This is a genomic window from Neptunicoccus cionae, assembly GCF_002860325.1.
Lineage (GTDB): Bacteria > Pseudomonadota > Alphaproteobacteria > Rhodobacterales > Rhodobacteraceae > Amylibacter > Amylibacter lutimaris.
On record NZ_PKOJ01000001.1, the window covers coordinates 947,379 to 965,667 of the forward strand.

The 18,289-nt window shown below is 57.8% G+C and carries 19 protein-coding genes; 13 read left to right on the top strand and 6 right to left on the bottom strand.

Going from position 1 to position 18,289, the window contains the following annotated elements; genetic code table 11:
- Positions 1 to 13: 13 nt before the first annotated feature.
- Positions 14 to 679 carry a helix-turn-helix transcriptional regulator gene (locus tag C0U40_RS04590; protein ID WP_101654527.1) on the bottom strand — a complete coding sequence of 222 codons (666 nt, stop codon included), beginning with the start codon at positions 677 to 679 and terminating at the stop codon, positions 14 to 16.
- A 50-nt stretch (positions 680 to 729) separates the two neighbouring features.
- Here C0U40_RS04590 and C0U40_RS04595 point away from each other — a divergent pair, with 50 nt between their 5' ends.
- On the top strand, positions 730 to 1,638 hold the full coding sequence (locus C0U40_RS04595; protein WP_101654528.1) for a DMT family transporter: 909 nt from the start codon (positions 730 to 732) through the stop codon (positions 1,636 to 1,638).
- Here the strand turns inward: C0U40_RS04595 and C0U40_RS04600 are convergent, their stop codons facing one another.
- Positions 1,639 to 2,904 carry a patatin-like phospholipase family protein gene (locus tag C0U40_RS04600; RefSeq protein ID WP_180957617.1) on the bottom strand — a complete coding sequence of 422 codons (1,266 nt, stop codon included), beginning with the start codon at positions 2,902 to 2,904 and terminating at the stop codon, positions 1,639 to 1,641.
- Positions 2,905 to 3,085: 181 nt separating this feature from the next.
- Here C0U40_RS04600 and proS point away from each other — a divergent pair, with 181 nt between their 5' ends.
- The 8 genes from proS to recR all read left to right on the top strand — a co-directional run bounded on the left by proS (position 3,086) and on the right by recR (position 10,835).
- Positions 3,086 to 4,423 carry a proline--tRNA ligase gene (gene proS / locus C0U40_RS04605; RefSeq protein WP_101654530.1) on the top strand — a complete coding sequence of 446 codons (1,338 nt, stop codon included), beginning with the start codon at positions 3,086 to 3,088 and terminating at the stop codon, positions 4,421 to 4,423.
- Between the two features lie 13 nt (positions 4,424 to 4,436).
- Entirely contained in the window at positions 4,437 to 4,934 is a 498-nt protein-coding gene (locus C0U40_RS04610; protein ID WP_101654531.1) for a DUF2937 family protein, read from the top strand.
- On the top strand, positions 4,931 to 6,214 hold the full coding sequence (locus tag C0U40_RS04615; protein ID WP_101654532.1) for a lipoprotein-releasing ABC transporter permease subunit: 1,284 nt from the start codon (positions 4,931 to 4,933) through the stop codon (positions 6,212 to 6,214). Before C0U40_RS04610 ends, C0U40_RS04615 begins: the two co-directional genes overlap by 4 nt.
- Before the next feature lie 83 nt (positions 6,215 to 6,297).
- Positions 6,298 to 6,975 (top strand): ABC transporter ATP-binding protein, encoded by a 678-nt coding sequence (locus tag C0U40_RS04620; RefSeq protein ID WP_101654533.1) that lies wholly within the window; start codon positions 6,298 to 6,300, stop codon positions 6,973 to 6,975.
- Positions 6,976 to 7,096: 121 nt separating this feature from the next.
- Complete coding sequence (locus C0U40_RS04625; protein ID WP_101654534.1) at positions 7,097 to 8,338, top strand: MFS transporter; 1,242 nt, start codon at positions 7,097 to 7,099, stop codon at positions 8,336 to 8,338.
- 1 nt (position 8,339) lies between these two features.
- Positions 8,340 to 9,707 carry an MATE family efflux transporter gene (locus tag C0U40_RS04630; protein WP_286134777.1) on the top strand — a complete coding sequence of 456 codons (1,368 nt, stop codon included), beginning with the start codon at positions 8,340 to 8,342 and terminating at the stop codon, positions 9,705 to 9,707.
- A 92-nt stretch (positions 9,708 to 9,799) separates the two neighbouring features.
- Positions 9,800 to 10,144, top strand: a complete 345-nt coding sequence (locus C0U40_RS04635) for a YbaB/EbfC family nucleoid-associated protein (RefSeq protein ID WP_101654535.1) — start codon at positions 9,800 to 9,802, stop codon at positions 10,142 to 10,144.
- A gap of 91 nt (positions 10,145 to 10,235) precedes the next feature.
- Positions 10,236 to 10,835 carry a recombination mediator RecR gene (gene recR / locus C0U40_RS04640; protein ID WP_286134779.1) on the top strand — a complete coding sequence of 200 codons (600 nt, stop codon included), beginning with the start codon at positions 10,236 to 10,238 and terminating at the stop codon, positions 10,833 to 10,835.
- A gap of 52 nt (positions 10,836 to 10,887) precedes the next feature.
- Here the strand turns inward: recR and C0U40_RS04645 are convergent, their stop codons facing one another.
- Genes C0U40_RS04645 through gpt form a run of 3 tightly spaced genes read right to left on the bottom strand, consistent with a single transcriptional unit; the run spans position 10,888 to position 12,953 of the window.
- On the bottom strand, positions 10,888 to 11,235 hold the full coding sequence (locus C0U40_RS04645) for a RidA family protein (protein ID WP_101654537.1): 348 nt from the start codon (positions 11,233 to 11,235) through the stop codon (positions 10,888 to 10,890).
- A gap of 59 nt (positions 11,236 to 11,294) precedes the next feature.
- Positions 11,295 to 12,449 (bottom strand): trans-sulfuration enzyme family protein, encoded by a 1,155-nt coding sequence (locus C0U40_RS04650; protein WP_101654538.1) that lies wholly within the window; start codon positions 12,447 to 12,449, stop codon positions 11,295 to 11,297.
- Positions 12,450 to 12,953 carry a xanthine phosphoribosyltransferase gene (gene gpt, locus C0U40_RS04655; RefSeq protein ID WP_101654826.1) on the bottom strand — a complete coding sequence of 168 codons (504 nt, stop codon included), beginning with the start codon at positions 12,951 to 12,953 and terminating at the stop codon, positions 12,450 to 12,452. It lies immediately after the preceding gene.
- 165 nt (positions 12,954 to 13,118) lie between these two features.
- Between gpt and edd the strand changes: the two genes are divergently transcribed.
- The 3 genes from edd (at position 13,119) to C0U40_RS04670 (ending at position 16,423) form a co-directional block, all read left to right on the top strand.
- Positions 13,119 to 14,936: a phosphogluconate dehydratase gene (gene edd / locus C0U40_RS04660; RefSeq protein ID WP_101654539.1), complete on the top strand. Its 1,818-nt coding sequence runs from the start codon at positions 13,119 to 13,121 to the stop codon at positions 14,934 to 14,936.
- Positions 14,937 to 14,939: 3 nt separating this feature from the next.
- A complete protein-coding gene (gene eda, locus C0U40_RS04665; protein ID WP_101654540.1) occupies positions 14,940 to 15,596 on the top strand; it encodes a bifunctional 4-hydroxy-2-oxoglutarate aldolase/2-dehydro-3-deoxy-phosphogluconate aldolase in 657 nt (218 codons plus the stop codon).
- An 83-nt stretch (positions 15,597 to 15,679) separates the two neighbouring features.
- A complete protein-coding gene (locus C0U40_RS04670; RefSeq protein ID WP_101654541.1) occupies positions 15,680 to 16,423 on the top strand; it encodes an SDR family oxidoreductase in 744 nt (247 codons plus the stop codon).
- 73 nt (positions 16,424 to 16,496) lie between these two features.
- Here C0U40_RS04670 and fabI read toward each other — a convergent pair whose 3' ends face one another.
- Entirely contained in the window at positions 16,497 to 17,315 is an 819-nt protein-coding gene (fabI, locus tag C0U40_RS04675; protein ID WP_101654542.1) for an enoyl-ACP reductase FabI, read from the bottom strand.
- Between the two features lie 244 nt (positions 17,316 to 17,559).
- Here fabI and pdxH point away from each other — a divergent pair, with 244 nt between their 5' ends.
- Positions 17,560 to 18,183: a pyridoxamine 5'-phosphate oxidase gene (gene pdxH, locus C0U40_RS04680; protein ID WP_101654827.1), complete on the top strand. Its 624-nt coding sequence runs from the start codon at positions 17,560 to 17,562 to the stop codon at positions 18,181 to 18,183.
- The last annotated feature ends 106 nt before the right edge of the window (positions 18,184 to 18,289 follow it).

The window sequence follows — 18,289 nt, forward strand, 5'->3', positions numbered from 1 at the left end:
CAACCGTTCGAATCTAGAGATCGCCCTTGTGTTCCGCGGCCCATTGCCGTCGCAGGGCCTCGGAACGGCCGGTGAAGCTGCCACAGGGGCGGGGCTGGCCCTGCAGCCTGTCGGCGCGGAAGTGCCTGAAGTCATGCCGCAATTCACACCAGGCGGGCAATACGATTGCTTCGGCATAATAGATGATCGACAACGGCAGGATGACCCGTTCTGACAGCGCGTTATCACTGTCCAGATATTCGATACGCAGCTTTTCCTCGTCGCGAATGGCGCGACGGATCTCGGAGAGGTCGATACCGTTGGGGGCTTGCGCCCCCCATGTCGATGACAGGAGCGTTTCGCTTAGCGGAGTCGCTTGGGAAATCTTTGCCGCAGCCCGCGCGGCAGCGCGCCCCAAGGCCTTGTCGCCTGTGCGGGCGATCATCGACAGCCCGACGGTAATCGCTTCGGCCTCTTCGATGTCAAAGTTTAGCGGCGGCAGGTCAAAACCCGATCGCATGATATAACCGATGCCTGCCGCGCCTTCTATTGGGACCCGCATGGCTTGCAGGCTGGCGACATCGCGGTACACCGTGCGCGGTGTTACTTCCAGCGCACGGGCCAGATGTTGTGCTGTCAGCGGCGCACGGGCGGTGCGCAGCAACTGGATGATTTCAAACATTCGGCTGGATCGGGCCATGGCGGTTTCCTGTCTTTGCCAGCTTCTAGCACAACACTGCTGACAGATACATGTCAGCAGTGTTGTGGGATGAAAGGGCGGAACAGGAGAAATTTGAAATGATGGACCGGCATTACACTTTCGGCGTAGCCCTTGTCACAGTGTCTGCGCTGATCTGGGCGAGTGCGGGCATTTTCACGCGGGGAGTCGATGCAGATGCGTGGAGCGTAATTTTCTGGCGCGGACTGGCGGCTACAGGATTTACCCTTGGCTATCTTGTCCTGCGGCGCGGGTTGCGGGCGGAATGGCGCAGGATGCAGGCGCCTGCCTGGGTTGCGACCCTGTTGATGGCCTCTGGCACGGCGGCTTTCATTCCTGCGTTCAAACTGTCGAGCGTTGCGAATGTTGCTTTGATCTGGGCCACTGCCCCCTTTGTGACTGCAGGTCTGGCATGGGTATTGCTGCGGGAGCGGCCGAGCCAAAGGGTGGTATTCGCAAGTCTTGCCACGGCAGCAGGGGTCGGGATCATGGCGTGGGGCAGTTTGCAGCGGGGCGGTCTTGTCGGGGATTTTCTGGCCTTCTGGATGACCCTGATGATGTCGGCATCCTTTCTTATCTATCGGCGCTGGCCGGAAACACCGGCGGCCCTGCCTGCTGCTTTGTCCGCTGCCCTGCTGGTCCCTGTAGCATATGTTTTTACCGATCCCGCCGAAGTGATTGTCAGCGAGCGGTGGATTCTTGTCGCCTTCGGGGCGGTGTTCGCGGCGGCATCCGTTTTGATGCTGGAAGGGGCACGGCGCATTCCGGCTGCCGAGGTGGCGTTGATCGGCGCGTTGGAAACGCCGCTGGCCCCTGTACTCGCGTTTCTGATCCTGTCCGAAACACCCCCCGCTGCGTCCCTGACGGGGGGCGTGCTGATTTTTGCCGCGGTCGTCTGGGCGCAGATCAACGGCATGCGCCGAAACGCTCGCAGGGTTTAGTTACTCGCTCTGGAATTGCTGTTTCTGTAACAACTGCTCTTGCGCGGCATTGATCGCTGCAATGGCGGCTTCACCTTCCCGTTTATCTCGCTCGAACAGACTTTCGAGTTTGCGTCCCCAAGCGTTTGGCTGGCGGCCCATTGCCTCGCCCACAGCGTAGAGGCGGCTCATGTATACCGGATCGAATAACTCGCGGGATTTATCGGTGAAACGGGCGGGCATGATCATCGCCCGCAGCGAAAACCCGTCGCGTCGCGCAAGGGCGGCGATCCGTTGCAAATCCCCGACGCTCTGGCTTTTGATAAGGGTAGAGAGGGTGCGCTCTCCGATGTGGCGCAATCCGGTTTTCTGGGGCTGGTACACAGGATTGATCAGGTTGTTGTGTATCACCCAGACGCGGTTGTCCCGATGGGCCAGTCCTGCACGGCGCAAGTAGCTGCGCACAGGCAGTTCCGGCGAATAGGTGAAGATTTCCTGTGTCAGCCCGCCATCTGCGTGTAGTTCGGTAAATTCCTCGGTACCATCGGTCACGTTAAAGCGGACCGGCGTGAACATGATCGGGATAGAGGCAGAGGCAAGGATCACATCGCGGATCAGGGCGCGGGCTTCTTCGCTGCGGTAACTGGCAATTTCGGTGACGTTCCAGATCACGGGACGTTCTGCGTCCATATTTGTGGTGCCGATCAGCAGCAACCTCCCCCGTGCGTATTCATCCGCCAGCGCGCTGACAAATTCGGGGGTAACGACCGAGTCGATCACCCGTTTCAAAGGCGCTGTTGAATAAAGCGAGCCTCCGCCAAAAATGCCGGCGAGAAAGCGTTTGTGCACAAGCGCGTCTGTTCTGGCGGTTTTGTAAAACTCGCCAATCTGATCGTCATATTCGGGACCAAGAAACGCGAAGGGTGCAATTATCGATCCGGTGGATATGCCCGTGACGATGTCAAATTCGGGACGGGTGCCCGATGCGGTCCAGCCTTTCATGACACCGGCACCAAAAGCGCCGTTCGGCCCGCCGCCCGACAAGGCAAGGATGTGCAGGCCGTCTCCCTCACGCCGCACAGCCCGCAGCCGCTGGGCAAAGGTGTCTACCTCGTTATCCAGACTTTCGGGCGCTGTGTCGCCGAAATAGCGCACATCAGGAAAGCCGATGGGTTGCATCTGGTCGTGGCTGGCTTGGGGCGGTGCATAGATAGCTCTGTCGATGCCGCCACAGCCTGCCAGAAAGAGTGACAGGCAGAAAAATAGTGCCTTTGCTGAAAATTCCATGAAGACCCCGATAAAAACCATAATAAATGGGGAAACTGTAAGCAGTGGCCGGCATTCTGGCAACGATTCAATTCAGGGTAGCGGCGCAAGGACCTGACCTGCTGCGGCAGATGCAGCGCATGTTGCACCCCATTGCAGTTTCGCCTAGAGCAATAGCCAAAGATAAGTTGGAGCCTATCCCATGCGTATGTCCCGTTATTTCCTGCCTGTTCTGAAAGAAGACCCGGCCGAAGCCGCGATTGTCAGCCACCGCCTGATGCTGCGGGCCGGTATGATCAAACAATCCAGCGCCGGGATTTATTCGTGGTTGCCCATGGGCTACAAGGTTTTGCGCAAGATCGAGGATATTGTGCACGAAGAACAGGCCAAAGCCGGCCATATGCCGATGCTGATGCCAACCATCCAGTCTGCGGATCTGTGGCGGGAAAGCGGTCGGTATGATGACTATGGCGAAGAAATGCTGCGCATCAAGGACCGTCACGACCGTGATATGCTGTTTACGCCGACCGCGGAAGAACTGATCACCGATATTTTCCGCTCTCATGTCAGCAGCTACAAAGACCTGCCCCTGACGCTCTATCAGATCCAGTGGAAGTTCCGCGACGAACGCCGTCCGCGCTTCGGGGTGATGCGGGGCCGCGAGTTTTATATGAAGGACGGGTATAACTTTGACCTGACCAAAGAAGACGCGCTGCACGCATACAACCGCCATCTGGTCAGCTACCTGCGCACCTATGAACGCATGGGCCTGCAAGCCATTCCGATGCGCGCAGATTCCGGCCCGATCGGGGGCGATGACACGCACGAGTTCCTCGTGCTGGCGGAAACCGGCGAATCCGAGGTGTTCTATGACAGCGCAGTCACCGATCTGACCTTTGGCGACCGCGAGATTGATTTCGATGATGTGGCGCAGTGCCAGTCCATCATGGAAGAATTCACCACCAAATACGCCCGCACCGATGAAACCCACGATGAAGCCTTGTTCAACGAGGTTCCCGAAGAACGCCGCCGCACCGCGCGGGGGATCGAAGTGGGGCAGATTTTCTACTTCGGCACCAAATACTCCGATGCGATGAACGCCAAGGTTCAGGGTCCGGATGGCAAACCTGTTGCGGTTCATATGGGAAGCCACGGGATCGGCGTGTCCCGTCTGCTTGGTGCGATCATCGAGGCAAGCCATGACGACAAAGGCATCATCTGGCCCGAAGGCGTTACGCCCTATCACGTGGGCATCGTGAACCTGAAACAGGGTGACGAAGAGGCCGATACGGCCTGTGAATCCCTTTACAAAGAGTTTACTGCTGCTGGTCTCGAACCCCTTTATGACGACCGTAAAGAACGGGCAGGGGGCAAATTCGCAACAATGGATTTGATTGGTTTGCCTTGGCGTATTACAGTAGGCCCCAGAGGTTTGAAAAATGGTGTCGTCGAACTCACCTCGCGTAAGACGGGGGAAAGCACGGAAATGACACCGGCAGAAGCAGTGGCACGGGTAAAGGATATTTACGCGGGCGCTTGATACAGGCGGTCCCATGGGGCAGATATTAAACTTGGGAGGTGGGGTGATCCTTTTGGTCGCCGCATCGCAATTCCCTGAATACACGCAGCAATATGTGCAGCGTCTCGGCGGTGCCGTGGATGAACTGCGTCTGGTTGCAGCGGATTTCGACAAAAGCGCGCAGAGCGTCGGGCTGACACGTCAGCAGGCGCTCGACTCCATGACCGGCAATGCCTTCCAGAAGGCGCGGCAACGGGACATGACGGGCACTTTCGCCCGTCTGGAACGGTTGGAAGGGGATCTGGCGGTTCTGGAGGGGGCCGGGCCGTTTGATCGACTGGCCAATGTGACCCGCTTCTCGGATCAGGGGATTGCAACCCGCGCATGGCAGGATTACCGGCCTGCCTTACCCCTTACCATTGACGGATTTATTTTCGCTATGGGCGGATTTCTTGCAGGCTTCGGCCTTTTGCGTGGCTTGGGGCTTTTGTTTGGCCGCCGCAAGCGCCCGCTGTCAGAGGTAACACCATGAGAACAACACCTCCCTTCGCTCCTTTCGAGTGGCTGATCGCGTGGCGCTACCTGCGGGCCAAACGCCGCGAAGGTGGCGTGTCTGTGATGACCTGGATTTCCCTGATCGGGATTACACTGGCAGTATTCGCGCTGATCGCGACAATGGCGGTGCGCAGCGGGTTCCGCACCGAATTCACCAATACGATCCTTGGCGCGAATGCCCATGCCACGGTCTATGTCTCGCCCCATCTGGATGAGAACAACCGTACTGTGCGCACTTTTGCGGATTTCGACCCGATTGCAGAGAACCTGCGCGCGGTGGAGGGTGTTGTGCGGGCGGCCCCTGTTGTGAAAGGGCAGGTCATGGCTTCGGCCAACGGGCGCAACACCGGAGTCGAAGTCTTTGGAGAACGGTTCGAGGACATCAAGACAATCCCCCTTGTCGTAAACCCTGAAACCCAACTGGGCAATCTTGAGAATTTTAACAAAGGTGTTGCCATCGGGCTTGGCATCGCACGGGAACTGGATCTTGCGCTCGGGGACAAGATCACGCTGATTTCACCGGACGGGATCAAAACCGCCTTTGGCACCAGCCCTCGGGTCAGCGCCTATGAAGTGGTCTATATCTTCGGGGTGGGGCGCTATGACATCGACCGCACCCGCGTCTATATGCCGATGAGCGAGGCGCAGATTTATTTCAACCGCGACGGAGTGGTGGACGAATTTGAAGTGCAGGTCGAAAACCCCGACGATATCGGCCGGATGGTAGAGCCACTTATGGCTGCTGCCGGTGAAAATACACTGGTCTGGACATGGAAAAACGCCAGCGGCGGCTTCCTGCGGGCGCTGGAGATGGAGGACAACATCATGTTTATTATCCTGTCCATTCTGGTGTTGATCGCCTCGATGAATATCGTGTCCGGCCTTATCATGCTGGTTAAAAACAAGGGGCGCGATGTGGGTATCTTGCGCACGATGGGGCTGACCCAAGGGTCGATCCTGCGGGTGTTCTTCATTTGCGGCGCTTCAATCGGTGTGGTGGGTACGATCCTCGGGGTGATTCTCGGGTGTCTGTTTTCGATCTATATCGACCCGATCTTCAACTTTGTTAATCTGGTTGCCGGCGGCGGCGTCTGGGATCCTTCAGTGCGCATGTTGTCTACACTTCCGGCGGAACTGCAATTCGGTGATGTCGCAAGTGCTGTGATCCTCTCCCTCGGGCTGGCATTCGGGGCGACTTATTTCCCCGCCCGCCGCGCCGCCCGCATGAACCCGGTTGAGGCGCTGCGCTATGAATAACAAGTCTCGCGTGAAACGGCTGGAATGCCACCCACTGATCGGATCAGGCAAACGGGTTTGCCTATGTGTAGAGGCGTTGCGCTATGAATAAGGCACTTGAGTTGAGCGGGATCACCAAGGGGTACAATCTTGGTAAACCTACCGAAGTGCGCGTGCTGAACGGCGTTGATCTGGAACTGGCCGAAGGCGAAGTGGTGGCGATGGTTGCCCCGTCCGGGGCCGGTAAATCCACATTGCTTCACATCGCAGGGTTGCTTGATACACCGGACACCGGCGAAGTGAAGATCGGGGGCAAGCTTGTCGGTGGAGGGGATCGTGCCCGCACGCGGTTGCGCCGGCAGGACGTGGGGTTTGTCTACCAGTTCCATCACTTGTTGCAGGAATTTACCGGACTGGAAAACGTAGTCCTGCCGCAACTGGCGAACGGGGTTTCAAAGTCCGAGGCGGAAAAACACGCGCAGGAACTGCTGGACCGAGTCGGGTTGAAAGACCGCGCCAGCCACCGTCCGGGAGAGCTGTCCGGCGGGGAGCAGCAACGTGTTGCCTTTTGCCGTGCGCTGGCCAACAGGCCACGGGTTCTGCTGGCGGATGAACCGACAGGCAACCTTGATCCCAACACCTCGGACACGGTGTTCGCAGCGCTGATGGAACTGGTGCGGGCCTCGGGTATGGCAGCGTTGATCGCCACCCATAATCTGGAACTGGCCGCGCGGATGGACCGGATGGTGCGACTGGAAGCAGGCGTAATCGTCCCCGCGTAATTCGGGTTCCAGAGGCTTTTGGTCTGGATTTATCCGTGATTTCCCGTCATTGGAGATGCAGAACCGTTTTGGCATGGACGAATTTCTGGTCCCTTCCGCACGGTTGGGAGAGGATTTACCCATGCACAGCACAGCCGTGAAAATCGCAGACGCCCATGAACTCCCGCTTTGGCGACGGCCCGTCGTCCTGCTGGGGCTTATGGCCTTTGTCATGCCGCTGGCCTTTTCTACGTGGTTGGCGCTGCTGAATAATTTCGTAATCGAAGTGGCGCATTTCGACGGATCAAAAATCGGCTGGCTGCATTCGATTCGGGAAATTCCGGGGTTTCTCGCCATTGGCGTGATTTATGTTCTTTGGTTCGTGCGCGAACAGATGCTGGCGGTGGTATCGCTTCTGGCGCTGGGAATCGCCGTCGCTGTAACCGCGTGGTTCCCCAGCTTTCTGGGGCTGATGGTGACAACAATGATCGGCTCTATCGGGTTCCACTACTATGAAACCGTCAAGATGTCCTTGGAACTGCAATGGATCAGCAAGGAACGTGCGCCCCAAGTGCTCGGCTGGATGGTGGCTTTCGGCTCTGCGGCCTCTTTGATTGCTTATGGCTCGATCGTGCTAGTCTGGAAGGTGCTGGGCTGGGATTACAATACCATCTACATGATTGGAGGCGGCGTGGCCGTAGTGCTGACGGCGTTCTGCTGGTTCGCCTACCCCACGTTCGAGGCACCCCATAAACAACACAACAAGATGATCCTGCGGAAACGGTACTGGCTGTATTACAGCCTTCAGGCGGCGGCAGGGGCGCGGCGGCAGATCTTTATGGTCTTTGCCGCCTTTATGATGGTGGAACGGTTCGGGTTTGAAGTGCATGAGGTCACGGCGCTTTTCCTGATCAACTATGTGGCCAACATGATCTTTGCACCGCTGATGGGGCGGTTTGTGTCCCGCGTCGGAGAACGCAATGCGCTTGCTTTTGAATATGTCGGGCTGATCCTTGTGTTTTGTGCCTACGGGGGCATCTATATGTTCGGTTGGGGCGTTCTGGTTGCTGCGGCCCTTTACGTGATCGACCATCTGTTCTTTGCGCTGGCCTTTGCGCAGAAAACCTACTTCCAAAAGATCGCCCACCCGTCCGATATTGCGCCTACAGCGGCGGTTGCCTTTACAATCAATCACATCGGCGCGGTGCTCTTGCCCGCGATGCTGGGCTATTTGTGGCTGTTGTCGCCAGCCGCCGTGTTCATCTTTGCCGCTTCTGTGGCGGTGTTGTCGCTGATCCTGTCCCTGATGATTCCGCGCCATCCGCGCATGGGGTATGAAACCGTCTTTGCACGAACTGTTCTGCCTGCGGAGGCTGCCGAATAGCATGTCAGGAACCGAAACCGATGTGCCGGCAGAAGAGCCGGACAAGAAGGCACGCTTTCTGACCGGATCTATCATGCGCCATGTCGTGGTCATGACACTGACAGGTTCGCTCGGGCTGGTATTCATGTTCCTTGTGGATGTGGCCACCCTTTTCTGGGTCAGCACGCTTGGCGATCAGGGGTTGGTAGCAGCACTCGGCTTTGCGTGGACCATCCAGTTCTTCACCATCTCGACCGGCATCGGGTTGATGATTGCCAGCATGGCGCTGGTGTCCAAATCCATCGGGCAGGGCAAAACCGAGCTAGCCCGCCAGCAGACCACCAGTGCGGCCATATTTACCTTTGTCTTTCAGATGCTCATGGCGACGCTGGTTCTGGTGTTCCGGTTTGAAATCCTCGCCTTTGCGGGGGCCGAAGGGCAGACACAGGCGGATGCAGCACGCTTTTTGTCGATCAGCGTGCCGAGCCTGCCGTTCATGGCGCTGGGCATGGTGGGGTCGGCCGTGCTGCGCTCTATCGGGGATGCGGTGCGGTCTATGGCTGTAACCATGTCCGCAGGGCTGATGGCAATGGTGATTGATCCGGTGCTGATCATCGGGCTTGATATGGGGTTTGAAGGGGCCGCTTGGGGGATCGTCATCTCGCGCGGGTTGTCGGCGGCCCTGTCTGTCTGGTTTGTGATCCGCGTCTACGACATGGTCGGGCCGGTCAACCGCACCGTGATGCGCCAGTTGTTGCGCCCCTTTCTTATGATTGCTGTTCCGGCAGTGATGACCCAATTGTCCACGCCGTTCGGGAATTACATCCTGACCAAAGTGATCAGCGTCTACGGCGATGCTGCAGTTGCGGGCTGGGCGGTGGTCAGCCGTCTGGCCGTGCTAGCCTTTGGCGGGATATTCTCGCTCTCCGGGGCAATCGGCGGCATTATCGGGCAGAATTACGGGGCTGGGCAATTTGACCGTGTCCAACAGGCCTATCGGGACGCGCTGAAGTTCTGTGCGCTCTATACGCTTGTAAGCTGGAGTATCCTTGCCCTGCTGCGCCATCCGGTAGCATATCTGTTCGGGCTGGAAGGAACTGCGGCCGAAGTGCTGATGGCCTTTATGCTGATCGGGGCGGGGGGGTATATGTTCACCGGCGCACTTTTCGTCTCGAACGCGGCCTTTAACAATCTGGGCCGCCCGATTTATTCCACTGCTTGCAACTGGCTGCGGGACGGGGTGCTGATCTTTCCGTGCTGCGTATTGATGGGCAAATGGCTGGCCGCCCCGGGTGTGGTCTACGGACAGGCGCTGGCGGCGGTTCTGGCGGGCACTGCAGCGATGATCTGGGCCGCGCGTTTTGTGCGAAACCTGCATGCACGGGGTTGAACCACCTGCAAACGTCTTACCTGAGAGCTTATCTTGTGACGCGCAGCGATGCAGGGTATTGAGAAGCGGATCGAATTTGCAGGAGTAAAGCAATGCTGAAGGGTTTAGGCGGACTTGGCGACATGGCCAAGATCATGAAACAGGCGCAGGAAATGCAAGGCAAGATGGCCGAGGCACAGGCCAAGTTGGAAGAGATCACCGTCGAGGGTGAAGCTGGCGCCGGTATGGTGAAAGTTACCGTGACGGCCAAGGGCGATGTCAAAGGCATCAATATCGACCCGAGCCTGTTTGTTGCTGATGACAAGGAAGTGGTTGAGGATCTGATCGTTGCGGCGATCAAAGACGGTCAGGCCCGCGCTGCGGAAACCGCGCAGGCGGAAATGGGCAAAGTCACCGAAGGGTTGAACCTGCCCGAAGGTATGAAACTGCCCTTCTGATCCGGTCGGGTGGTCCATCCCCCGACAGGGCGCGATTCCGGCTGGTTCGGGATCGCTCCGCGGGGGATATTTGACGAAAATGGAGACGGGCTTGGACAGTAAGAACCAGGACATTGACGGGCTGATCGCCCTGATGGCGAAACTGCCCGGCATGGGGCCCCGTTCGGCCCGTCGTGCCGTGTTGCACCTGATCAAGAAACGGGCCTTGCTGCTGACCCCGCTGGCGGATGCCATGTTCGCGGTAGCCGCCACGGCGCGGGAGTGTCTTGTCTGTGGCAATATCGGCACGCGGGACCGCTGTGATATCTGCGAGGATACCCGCCGTGCCAACGGGCAGATTTGCGTTGTCGAGGATGTGGCTGATCTTTGGGCGATGGACCGTTCCGGCGTGTTCAAAGGGCGTTATCACGTGCTTGGCGGGTCTTTGTCCGCATTGGACGGGGTCGGGCCGGAAGAATTGCGAATCCCCGCCCTGATCCGCCGTGTGCTGGATGAGGAAATCACCGAGGTGATCCTTGCCCTGAACGCGACAGTAGACGGGCAGACGACGGCCCATTACATCGCGGAACAACTGGAAGATGCGGGGGTTTCCGTGACATCGCTGGCGCAGGGCGTGCCCATTGGCGGAGAGCTGGATTACCTCGACGACGGGACAATCTCAGCCGCGTTGCGGGCGCGAAAGGCCGTCTGAGGGGACGTGTGCCGCCCGCGCGGAGGCGGAAGGCACGCTTGTTTGGCGGTGGTTACTTTGCCGCTGTGATGATGATTTCCACTTTATATTCCGGCGTTGCCAGATGTGCAGAACCGGCGGCGCGGGCAGGTTCGTTGCCTTGGGGCACCCAAGCATCCCAAACCGCGTTCATTTCGGCAAAATCGGCCATGTCGTCCAGCCAGATGATGGCTTGCAGGATTTTGGTCTTGTCCGAACCGGCCTCTGCCAGCAGGGTGTCGATCTGGTTCAGAATGTCCTGCGTCTGCTGTGTTACCGATGCGCCAGCAGTGCCGACCTGTCCGGCAAGGTAAATGGTATCGCCGTGCGTGACGAGCTGGCTCATCCGGCCGTTTCCGTGGGCGCGCGTGATTTCTGACATGGATAGTTCCTTCTTGGGTCAAGGCGCCCATCGGTTTGTGGGGGCGCCGGTTAACGGGGTTAAGCAGTAGCGGCGAGCGCCTGTTCAAAATCGGCGATCAAGTCGTCGATATGTTCGATGCCGATCGAAATGCGCAGCAGGTTTTCAGGGATGCCGCTGTCGGCACCGGCGACAGTGCGGCGGTGTTCTATCAGGCTTTCAACGCCGCCAAGCGATGTGGCGGGGATAAACACTTTGGTCTTCTTTGCCATCTCCAGGGCGCGGTGGGCACTGCCTTTCACGCAGACCGACATCATCCCGCCAAAACCGTTTTTCATCTGCCGCGCGGCGACATCATGGCCCGGATGATCGGGCAGGCCGGGGTAGAGAACGGTCTCCACGTCTTTATGGGCTGCAAAATGCTTTGCAAAGGCCATCGCGTTGCGGCTGCAGGCCTCATAGCGGATGTGGAGGCTGCGCAGGCTGCGGATCAGCAGCCAGGATTCGAATGCGGGCAGGATGGTGCCCTGAAAGCTGCGCACCTGCCGGATTTCATCCCAGAGCGGCATATCCTTTCGGGCTGACAGAACCCCTGCGGTGAAGTCGGAATGGCCGCCCATGTATTTGGTTGCCGAGTGGAAGGAAATATCCGCCCCCAGATCCAGCGGCTTTGTGGTGCAGGGCGGTGCTGCCGTGCTGTCCACCATCAGAACAGCGCCAACACTATGGGCGAGTTCGGCAGCGGCGGCGATGTCCGTGATCGACCAGTCGCCGTTTGCGGGGGTTTCGATCCAGACCAGTTTGGTTTCACCCGGTACCAGTGCGGCTTTCAGCGCGTCAAGATCGCCGGCGGGGAACAGATCCTTGCGGATGACGCCGCGCCGGGCCTGACGGTCCAGCCATTGCAAGCCGACGTGATACATCATCGACTGGGCCACAACATGGGCATTCGGAGGCAGAGCTTCGACCACTGCCACGGATGCCGACATGCCTGAATTCAGCAGCAGGCTTTCTTCCGCGCCTTCCAGTGTAGCGATGATTTCTTCGGCGTGGGCCGTGGTCGGGCTGCCGTAGCGGGCATAGATATAGCCTTCGCGCAGGTCGTAATTTTCATCCCGCGCAAAGGTCGATGCGGCCACCATGGGCGGAACCACGCTGCCAGAGGCAGGGTCTATATGGCGCAGGGCTTGGGCCGCCAGCGTTTCAGGCGCGAGCGTATTGGATTTGCGCGCCATTCAGTTGCCCCGATAGGGTTCAACATATTGCAGCGCCATATCCCAAGGGAAGAAAATCCAGGTGTCCTGCGATACCTCGGTGATGAATGTATCCACCTGCGGGCGCCCTTTGGGTTTTGCGTAAACGGTTGCAAAATGGGCGTTCGGGTACAATTTGCGGACCACTTCTAGCGTTTTGCCGCTGTCTACCAGATCGTCGATGATCAGGATGCCGGTGCCGTCGCCCATCAGTTCGTCGTCGGGCTTCTTCAGGACTCGTGCATCGGATTGTGATTGGTGGTCGTAGGATTTGATTGAAATCGTATCCACTGTGCGAATGTCCAGTTCCCGCGCTGCGATCATGGCAGGGGCCATGCCGCCCCGTGTAATCGCGACAACCGCGCGCCATGCGCCATCGTCCGGCCCGTGGCCGTCCAGCCGCCATGCCAGTGCGCGACTGTCCCGATGGATCTGGTCCCAGGAGATGTGAAATCCTTTTTCGTGCGGGAGACGGTTTTCTGACATGGGCAAGAGACTCATTTTTTCTGACTGTTGTGCATGATTGATACTATGGCGCATGATCCTTTGGAAAGGGCGAGTTTTGTGGCTTGTTTTATAGGGCCGGTTGCTCTACGTTATCGCTAACGTAAGTTTAACAAATACCTTTTGAGACGAGAGAGGGAGGCACCCATGTCGGTCATAGGCACTTTGACAGAGGTCACATCACGGATCGCGAAAAAATCCGAACGCAGCCGCGCGGCGTATTTGCGCCAGATGGAGCAAGCCCGCTCCGAGGGTCCGAAACGTGCGCATTTGTCTTGCGGCAATCAGGCCCATGCCTATGCAGCGATGGGGCAGGATCAGGCGGTTATGGTGGAAAAGCGCGGTCCGAATATCGGGATCATTACTGCCTATAACGATATGCTTTCGGCGCATCAGCCGTTTCAGGCCTATCCCGATCTGATCAAGGACACGGCGCGGGCAGCCGGGGGTACTGCGCAGGTTGCTGCCGGTGTGCCAGCCATGTGTGACGGAATCACCCAAGGACAGACGGGAATGGAACTGTCTCTGTTTTCCCGCGATGCGATAGCCATGTCCGCGGCGATTGGCCTGTCCCATAACGTTTTTGACAGTTCGATCTACCTCGGGGTGTGTGACAAGATCGTTCCCGGTCTGGTGATCGCTGCTGCACGCTTCGGGCATATTCCGGCTGTATTCCTGCCGGCGGGTCCGATGCCAAGCGGTCTGGCCAATGACGACAAGGCACGGGTGCGCAAGGAGTTTGCCGAAGGTAAATGCGACCGCGATGCGCTGATGGCGGCAGAGATGGCCAGCTACCACAGCGCAGGCACCTGTACCTTTTACGGTACAGCCAACACAAACCAGATGTTGATGGAATTTATGGGGCTACACCTGCCCGGTTCCAGCTTTGTCGCCCCAAACACACCGCTGCGCGAAGCCCTGACAAGCGAAGGAACACGCATTGCCCTCGGGCTGAGCGACCTTGGCAACGCCTACACGCCTGTGTCCCATGTGCTGGATGAGAAAGCCTATGTGAACGGGATTGTGGGGCTTATGGCGACGGGCGGCTCTACCAATCTGCTGATCCACCTGATCGCCATGGCGCGGGCTTCCGGCATTGTGCTCGACTGGGAAGATTTTGCCGATCTGTCCCAAGTGGTGCCGCTGCTGACGCGAATTTATCCCAACGGTCTGGCCGATGTGAACCATTTCCATGCGGCGGGTGGCCTTGGGCTGGTCATCAGCGAACTGCTGAATGCGGGATTGCTGCATGATGATACGCTGACGGTGATGGGGCAGGGGCTGGAACGCTATACCAAAGAACCCAAGCTGGTGGACGGCGTGCTGAGCTGGCAGGACGGGGCGAAAGCCTCTTTGAATGACAAGATCATCGCGAGCACAAAAGAACCTTTCCAAGCAACGGGCGGTCTGTCCAACCTGTCGGGCAATCTGGGACGGGGCGTAATGAAAACTTCTGCCGTTGCACCGGAACGCCGTGTGCTGACGGCGCCCGTACGGGTGTTCCACACGCAAGAAGCCGTGCTGGCGGCCTTCCGCGCCGGTGAGTTTACCTCTGACGTGGTTGTCGTGGTGCGCTATCAGGGGCCGAAAGCCAACGGTATGCCGGAACTGCACGGGCTTACGCCTTGCCTGTCGGTGCTTCAGGATCGAGGCATAAAGGTGGCGCTGGTCAGTGACGGGCGCATGTCTGGTGCGTCGGGCAAAGTGCCTGCGGCCATTCACGTCAGCCCCGAAGCGCTGGACGGCGGGCCGCTGGCCTATCTGGCGGATGGTGATATTGTGACGGTTGATGCAGAGAATGGTCATCTTGATGCGCAAGACGTCAGCATCTTTGAACGGGCGATCACCCATCCTGACCTTGGCAGCAACGAGGTTGGTCTCGGGCGGGAACTGTTCGCCGCTTTCCGCCAGAATGTCGGCGCGGCCCGCGACGGGGCAACTGTATTTAACTTCGAGGAGGCGTGAGCCATGACAATAGACGCAAAAACCGCGAGTGCGCAGACGCTTGAGATTTGCAAAACCGCGCCGGTTATTCCTGTGCTGCTGGTGGAATCTGCGGACACAGCCGCCGCACTCGGTCAGGCACTGGTGACGGGGGGGCTGCCTGTTCTGGAAGTCACGCTGCGTACCAAAGCCGCGCTTGATGTGATTGCAGCCATGGCCGAGGTCGAAGGCGGAATCGTGGGTGCAGGTACTCTGCTGACCGCACAAGACGTGAAAAACGCCAAAGTTGCCGGTGCCAAATTCGGTGTCTCTCCCGGGGCTACAGATGCGTTGATTGACGCTTGCGAAGCGGAAGGGCTGCCGCTTCTGGCCGGGGCTGCCACTGCAACCGAAGCTATGCGCCTTTTGGAGCGGGGCTATACCACGCAGAAATTCTTTCCTGCAGAGGCCGCAGGCGGGGCCAAAGCGCTCGGCTCTTTGGCGTCACCCCTGCCACAGATTACATTCTGTCCTACCGGCGGTGTGTCGCTGGACAATGCAGGCAGTTATCTGAAACTGCCAAACGTGGTTTGTGTCGGTGGAAGCTGGGTTGCGCCCAAAGATGCTGTGACAGGCGGTGATTGGGAGCGGATTACCGATCTGGCAAAGACTGCTTGCACAAAGCTTGGCGGATCTAACTGACGTAGGGTTCGGCGGAATAGAATTTTACTTTCTCCACGGGTCTGCCCATCCTGCAAATGGAACGTTTAGCAGGAGGAAGTGTCATGTCATCAATTGCGGGAAAACGGGTCTGGATCACTGGCGGTGGAACCGGAATCGGCGCCGGATCGGCCTTGTTACTGGCCGAACGGGGCGCAGAAGTGATCGTGTCCGGTCGCCGTGCCAACAAGCTCGAAGAAGTGGTCGAACAGATCACAGGCAAGGGCGGTAAGGCCAGCGCCGTAGCGCTGGACATGGCAGATGCCGGGGCGGTCGAACAGGCCGCCGCTGACATCGGTCGTGTGGATATTCTGCTCGCCAGTGCCGGATTGAATGTGCCGAACCGGTCTCTCGACAAACTTGGGAGCGGCGATTGGGACAAGGTGGTCAATGTCAATCTGAACGGTGTCTATTATCCGATTCATGCTGTTCTCCCGCAGATGCGCGCGCGCGGTGACGGTCTGGTGATGATCGTATCCAGTTGGGCCGGCCGACATGTCGGGCGTCTGACGGGCGCCGCCTATACTGCGACCAAACACGCTGTCGTTGCGTTGAGCGAGACAATCAACTGTGAAGAGGGCGGGAACGGTATCCGTTCTACAGTGATTATGCCCGGAGAAATTGCCACTGACATTCTCAAAGACCGCCCCGTGCCGCCCTCGCAGAAAGAAATGGATCGTATGTTACAGGTGGATGATCTGGCCGAAACCGTGCGCTACGTGGCAGAGATGCCTGCCCATGTCTGTGTGAATGAAATACTGATTTCGCCTACGTGGAACCGGTTCTATCAGGGGTTCGACGAGGTTTAATTTACTTTTAGGCGTTTCGATTGAAGCCTAGCAACAATCGAAACGCCTGTGTTGTTTGGGTTGGGGGCGCGGGTTACTTGCGCCCGGTGACTACATCAATATCCGGTGCGTCTTCGGCCTTCATGCCAACGACGTGATAGCCCGCGTCAACGTGGTGGTTTTCACCCGTTACACCCGAGGCCAGATCGGAACACAGATACATGCCGGATTTGCCCACATCGTCGGTTGTCACATTGCGGCGCAGCGGGGAGTTCAACTCGTTCCATTTCAGGATGTAGCGGAAATCACCGATGCCAGAGGCCGCCAGCGTTTTAATCGGACCTGCCGACAGCGCATTAACGCGGATATTCTTCGGGCCAAGGTCCATCGCCAGATATTTGACCGATGCTTCCAGACCAGCCTTGGCAATCCCCATAACATTGTAGTGGGGCATAACCATTTCCGCGCCGTAATACGTCAGCGTCAACAGGGCACCACCATCGGGCATCAGTTGTTCGGCGCGCTGGGCAACGGCGGTGAAGGAATAGACGGAAATATCCATCGTCATGCGGAAATTCTCGGCGCTTGTGTCTACATAGCGGCCCCGCAATTCGTTTTTGTCGGAAAAGCCGATCGCGTGAACGACGAAATCCAGTTGGCCCCATTTATCCTGAAGCGTGGTGAACAGCGCATCCATAGACGCCCCGTTGGTCACATCACATTCCAGCACCATATCAGAGCCGACACTTTCCGCCAGCGGTTTGACCCGTTTGCCAAGGGCTTCGCCCTGATAAGAGAAGGCCAGTTCTGCGCCTTGTTCGTGGCAGGCTTTCGCAATGCCCCATGCAATTGATTTGTCGTTTGCGACGCCCATGATCAGGCCCCGTTTGCCTTGCATTATTCCAGAAGTCATTGCCTTGTTCCTTGCAGGTATTGCGGTCAACCACATTTAATCCATGGCTGGCCCAGCCGCAAGTCTGGGGTTTCAGACACTTGTCAGACTGTGGTGCGCGTGGGTGTCTTTTCCTGAAAAGCGCTGTCACATTTTTACAGGCGGGGGCGAATCTTTGGGGATTCAGGCACTTGCTTTGCAAGTAAAAATATTGTGGGGTGAGCAAGCCGACCGGGAACGGCACGAAAAGACAGGCTATGATTACATGAAACCCAACGATTTATCGTCGGACCGGCAGGGGCTATTCGCAGGAGATGACCCGTTTGAGATCGCACGCAACTGGTTGTCAGAAGCTGGCGAGACCGAAGCAAATGATCCGAATGCGGTGGCGCTTGCAACTGTGGATGAAACCGGATTGCCCAATGTCCGCATGGTGCTTTTGAAAGAAATCCAGTCGGACTGTTTCGTATTTTTTACCAACTACACCAGCGCCAAAGCGGCCGAGTTGAACAGTTCGGGCAAAGCTGCTTTCGTGATGCACTGGAAAAGCCTGCGTCGGCAGATCCGTGTGCGGGGTACTGTTTCCACAGTTTCGGAAGCGGAATCAGACACCTATTTCCAGAGCCGTTCAGTCTTTAGCCGGATCGGGGCTTGGGCAAGTGACCAGTCTTCGCCACTGGACAATCGCCAGACTTTGGTAAATAGGGCAGCAGAGCTGACTGAAAAGCTGGGCGATAATCCTGAGCGCCCCCCGTTTTGGGGTGGTTTCAGGATTACACCTGTAGAGATAGAATTCTGGTGCGACGGTGCCGACCGGTTGCACGACCGCTTCGTGTGGCGGAAGTCACAAAAAGAAACACAATGGGCCGTAAGCCGACTTAATCCTTGATGGGTCAACTTTTAAAGGCGAAATACAAAAATAGGGGGAATTCTGTTGAGAGGGTGAACTTGGAAGAGGGGCCGGAAGGTCTTATTTTCTTGAGTTTGAACCACCA

Coding starts and splice junctions, on each gene's coding strand:
- pdxH (WP_101654827.1), top strand. CDS start 17,560: ATGAAACCCAACGATTTATCGTCGGACCGGCAGGGGCTATTCGCAGGA.
- proS (WP_101654530.1), top strand. CDS start 3,086: ATGCGTATGTCCCGTTATTTCCTGCCTGTTCTGAAAGAAGACCCGGCC.
- C0U40_RS04630 (WP_286134777.1), top strand. CDS start 8,340: ATGTCAGGAACCGAAACCGATGTGCCGGCAGAAGAGCCGGACAAGAAG.
- C0U40_RS04650 (WP_101654538.1), bottom strand. CDS start 12,449: ATGGCGCGCAAATCCAATACGCTCGCGCCTGAAACGCTGGCGGCCCAA.
- C0U40_RS04625 (WP_101654534.1), top strand. CDS start 7,097: ATGCACAGCACAGCCGTGAAAATCGCAGACGCCCATGAACTCCCGCTT.
- fabI (WP_101654542.1), bottom strand. CDS start 17,315: ATGACTTCTGGAATAATGCAAGGCAAACGGGGCCTGATCATGGGCGTC.
- C0U40_RS04610 (WP_101654531.1), top strand. CDS start 4,437: ATGGGGCAGATATTAAACTTGGGAGGTGGGGTGATCCTTTTGGTCGCC.
- C0U40_RS04590 (WP_101654527.1), bottom strand. CDS start 679: ATGGCCCGATCCAGCCGAATGTTTGAAATCATCCAGTTGCTGCGCACC.
- C0U40_RS04645 (WP_101654537.1), bottom strand. CDS start 11,235: ATGTCAGAAATCACGCGCGCCCACGGAAACGGCCGGATGAGCCAGCTC.
- C0U40_RS04635 (WP_101654535.1), top strand. CDS start 9,800: ATGCTGAAGGGTTTAGGCGGACTTGGCGACATGGCCAAGATCATGAAA.
- C0U40_RS04670 (WP_101654541.1), top strand. CDS start 15,680: ATGTCATCAATTGCGGGAAAACGGGTCTGGATCACTGGCGGTGGAACC.
- C0U40_RS04620 (WP_101654533.1), top strand. CDS start 6,298: ATGAATAAGGCACTTGAGTTGAGCGGGATCACCAAGGGGTACAATCTT.
- eda (WP_101654540.1), top strand. CDS start 14,940: ATGACAATAGACGCAAAAACCGCGAGTGCGCAGACGCTTGAGATTTGC.
- C0U40_RS04615 (WP_101654532.1), top strand. CDS start 4,931: ATGAGAACAACACCTCCCTTCGCTCCTTTCGAGTGGCTGATCGCGTGG.
- gpt (WP_101654826.1), bottom strand. CDS start 12,953: ATGTCAGAAAACCGTCTCCCGCACGAAAAAGGATTTCACATCTCCTGG.
- edd (WP_101654539.1), top strand. CDS start 13,119: ATGTCGGTCATAGGCACTTTGACAGAGGTCACATCACGGATCGCGAAA.
- C0U40_RS04600 (WP_180957617.1), bottom strand. CDS start 2,904: ATGGAATTTTCAGCAAAGGCACTATTTTTCTGCCTGTCACTCTTTCTG.
- C0U40_RS04595 (WP_101654528.1), top strand. CDS start 730: ATGTCAGCAGTGTTGTGGGATGAAAGGGCGGAACAGGAGAAATTTGAA.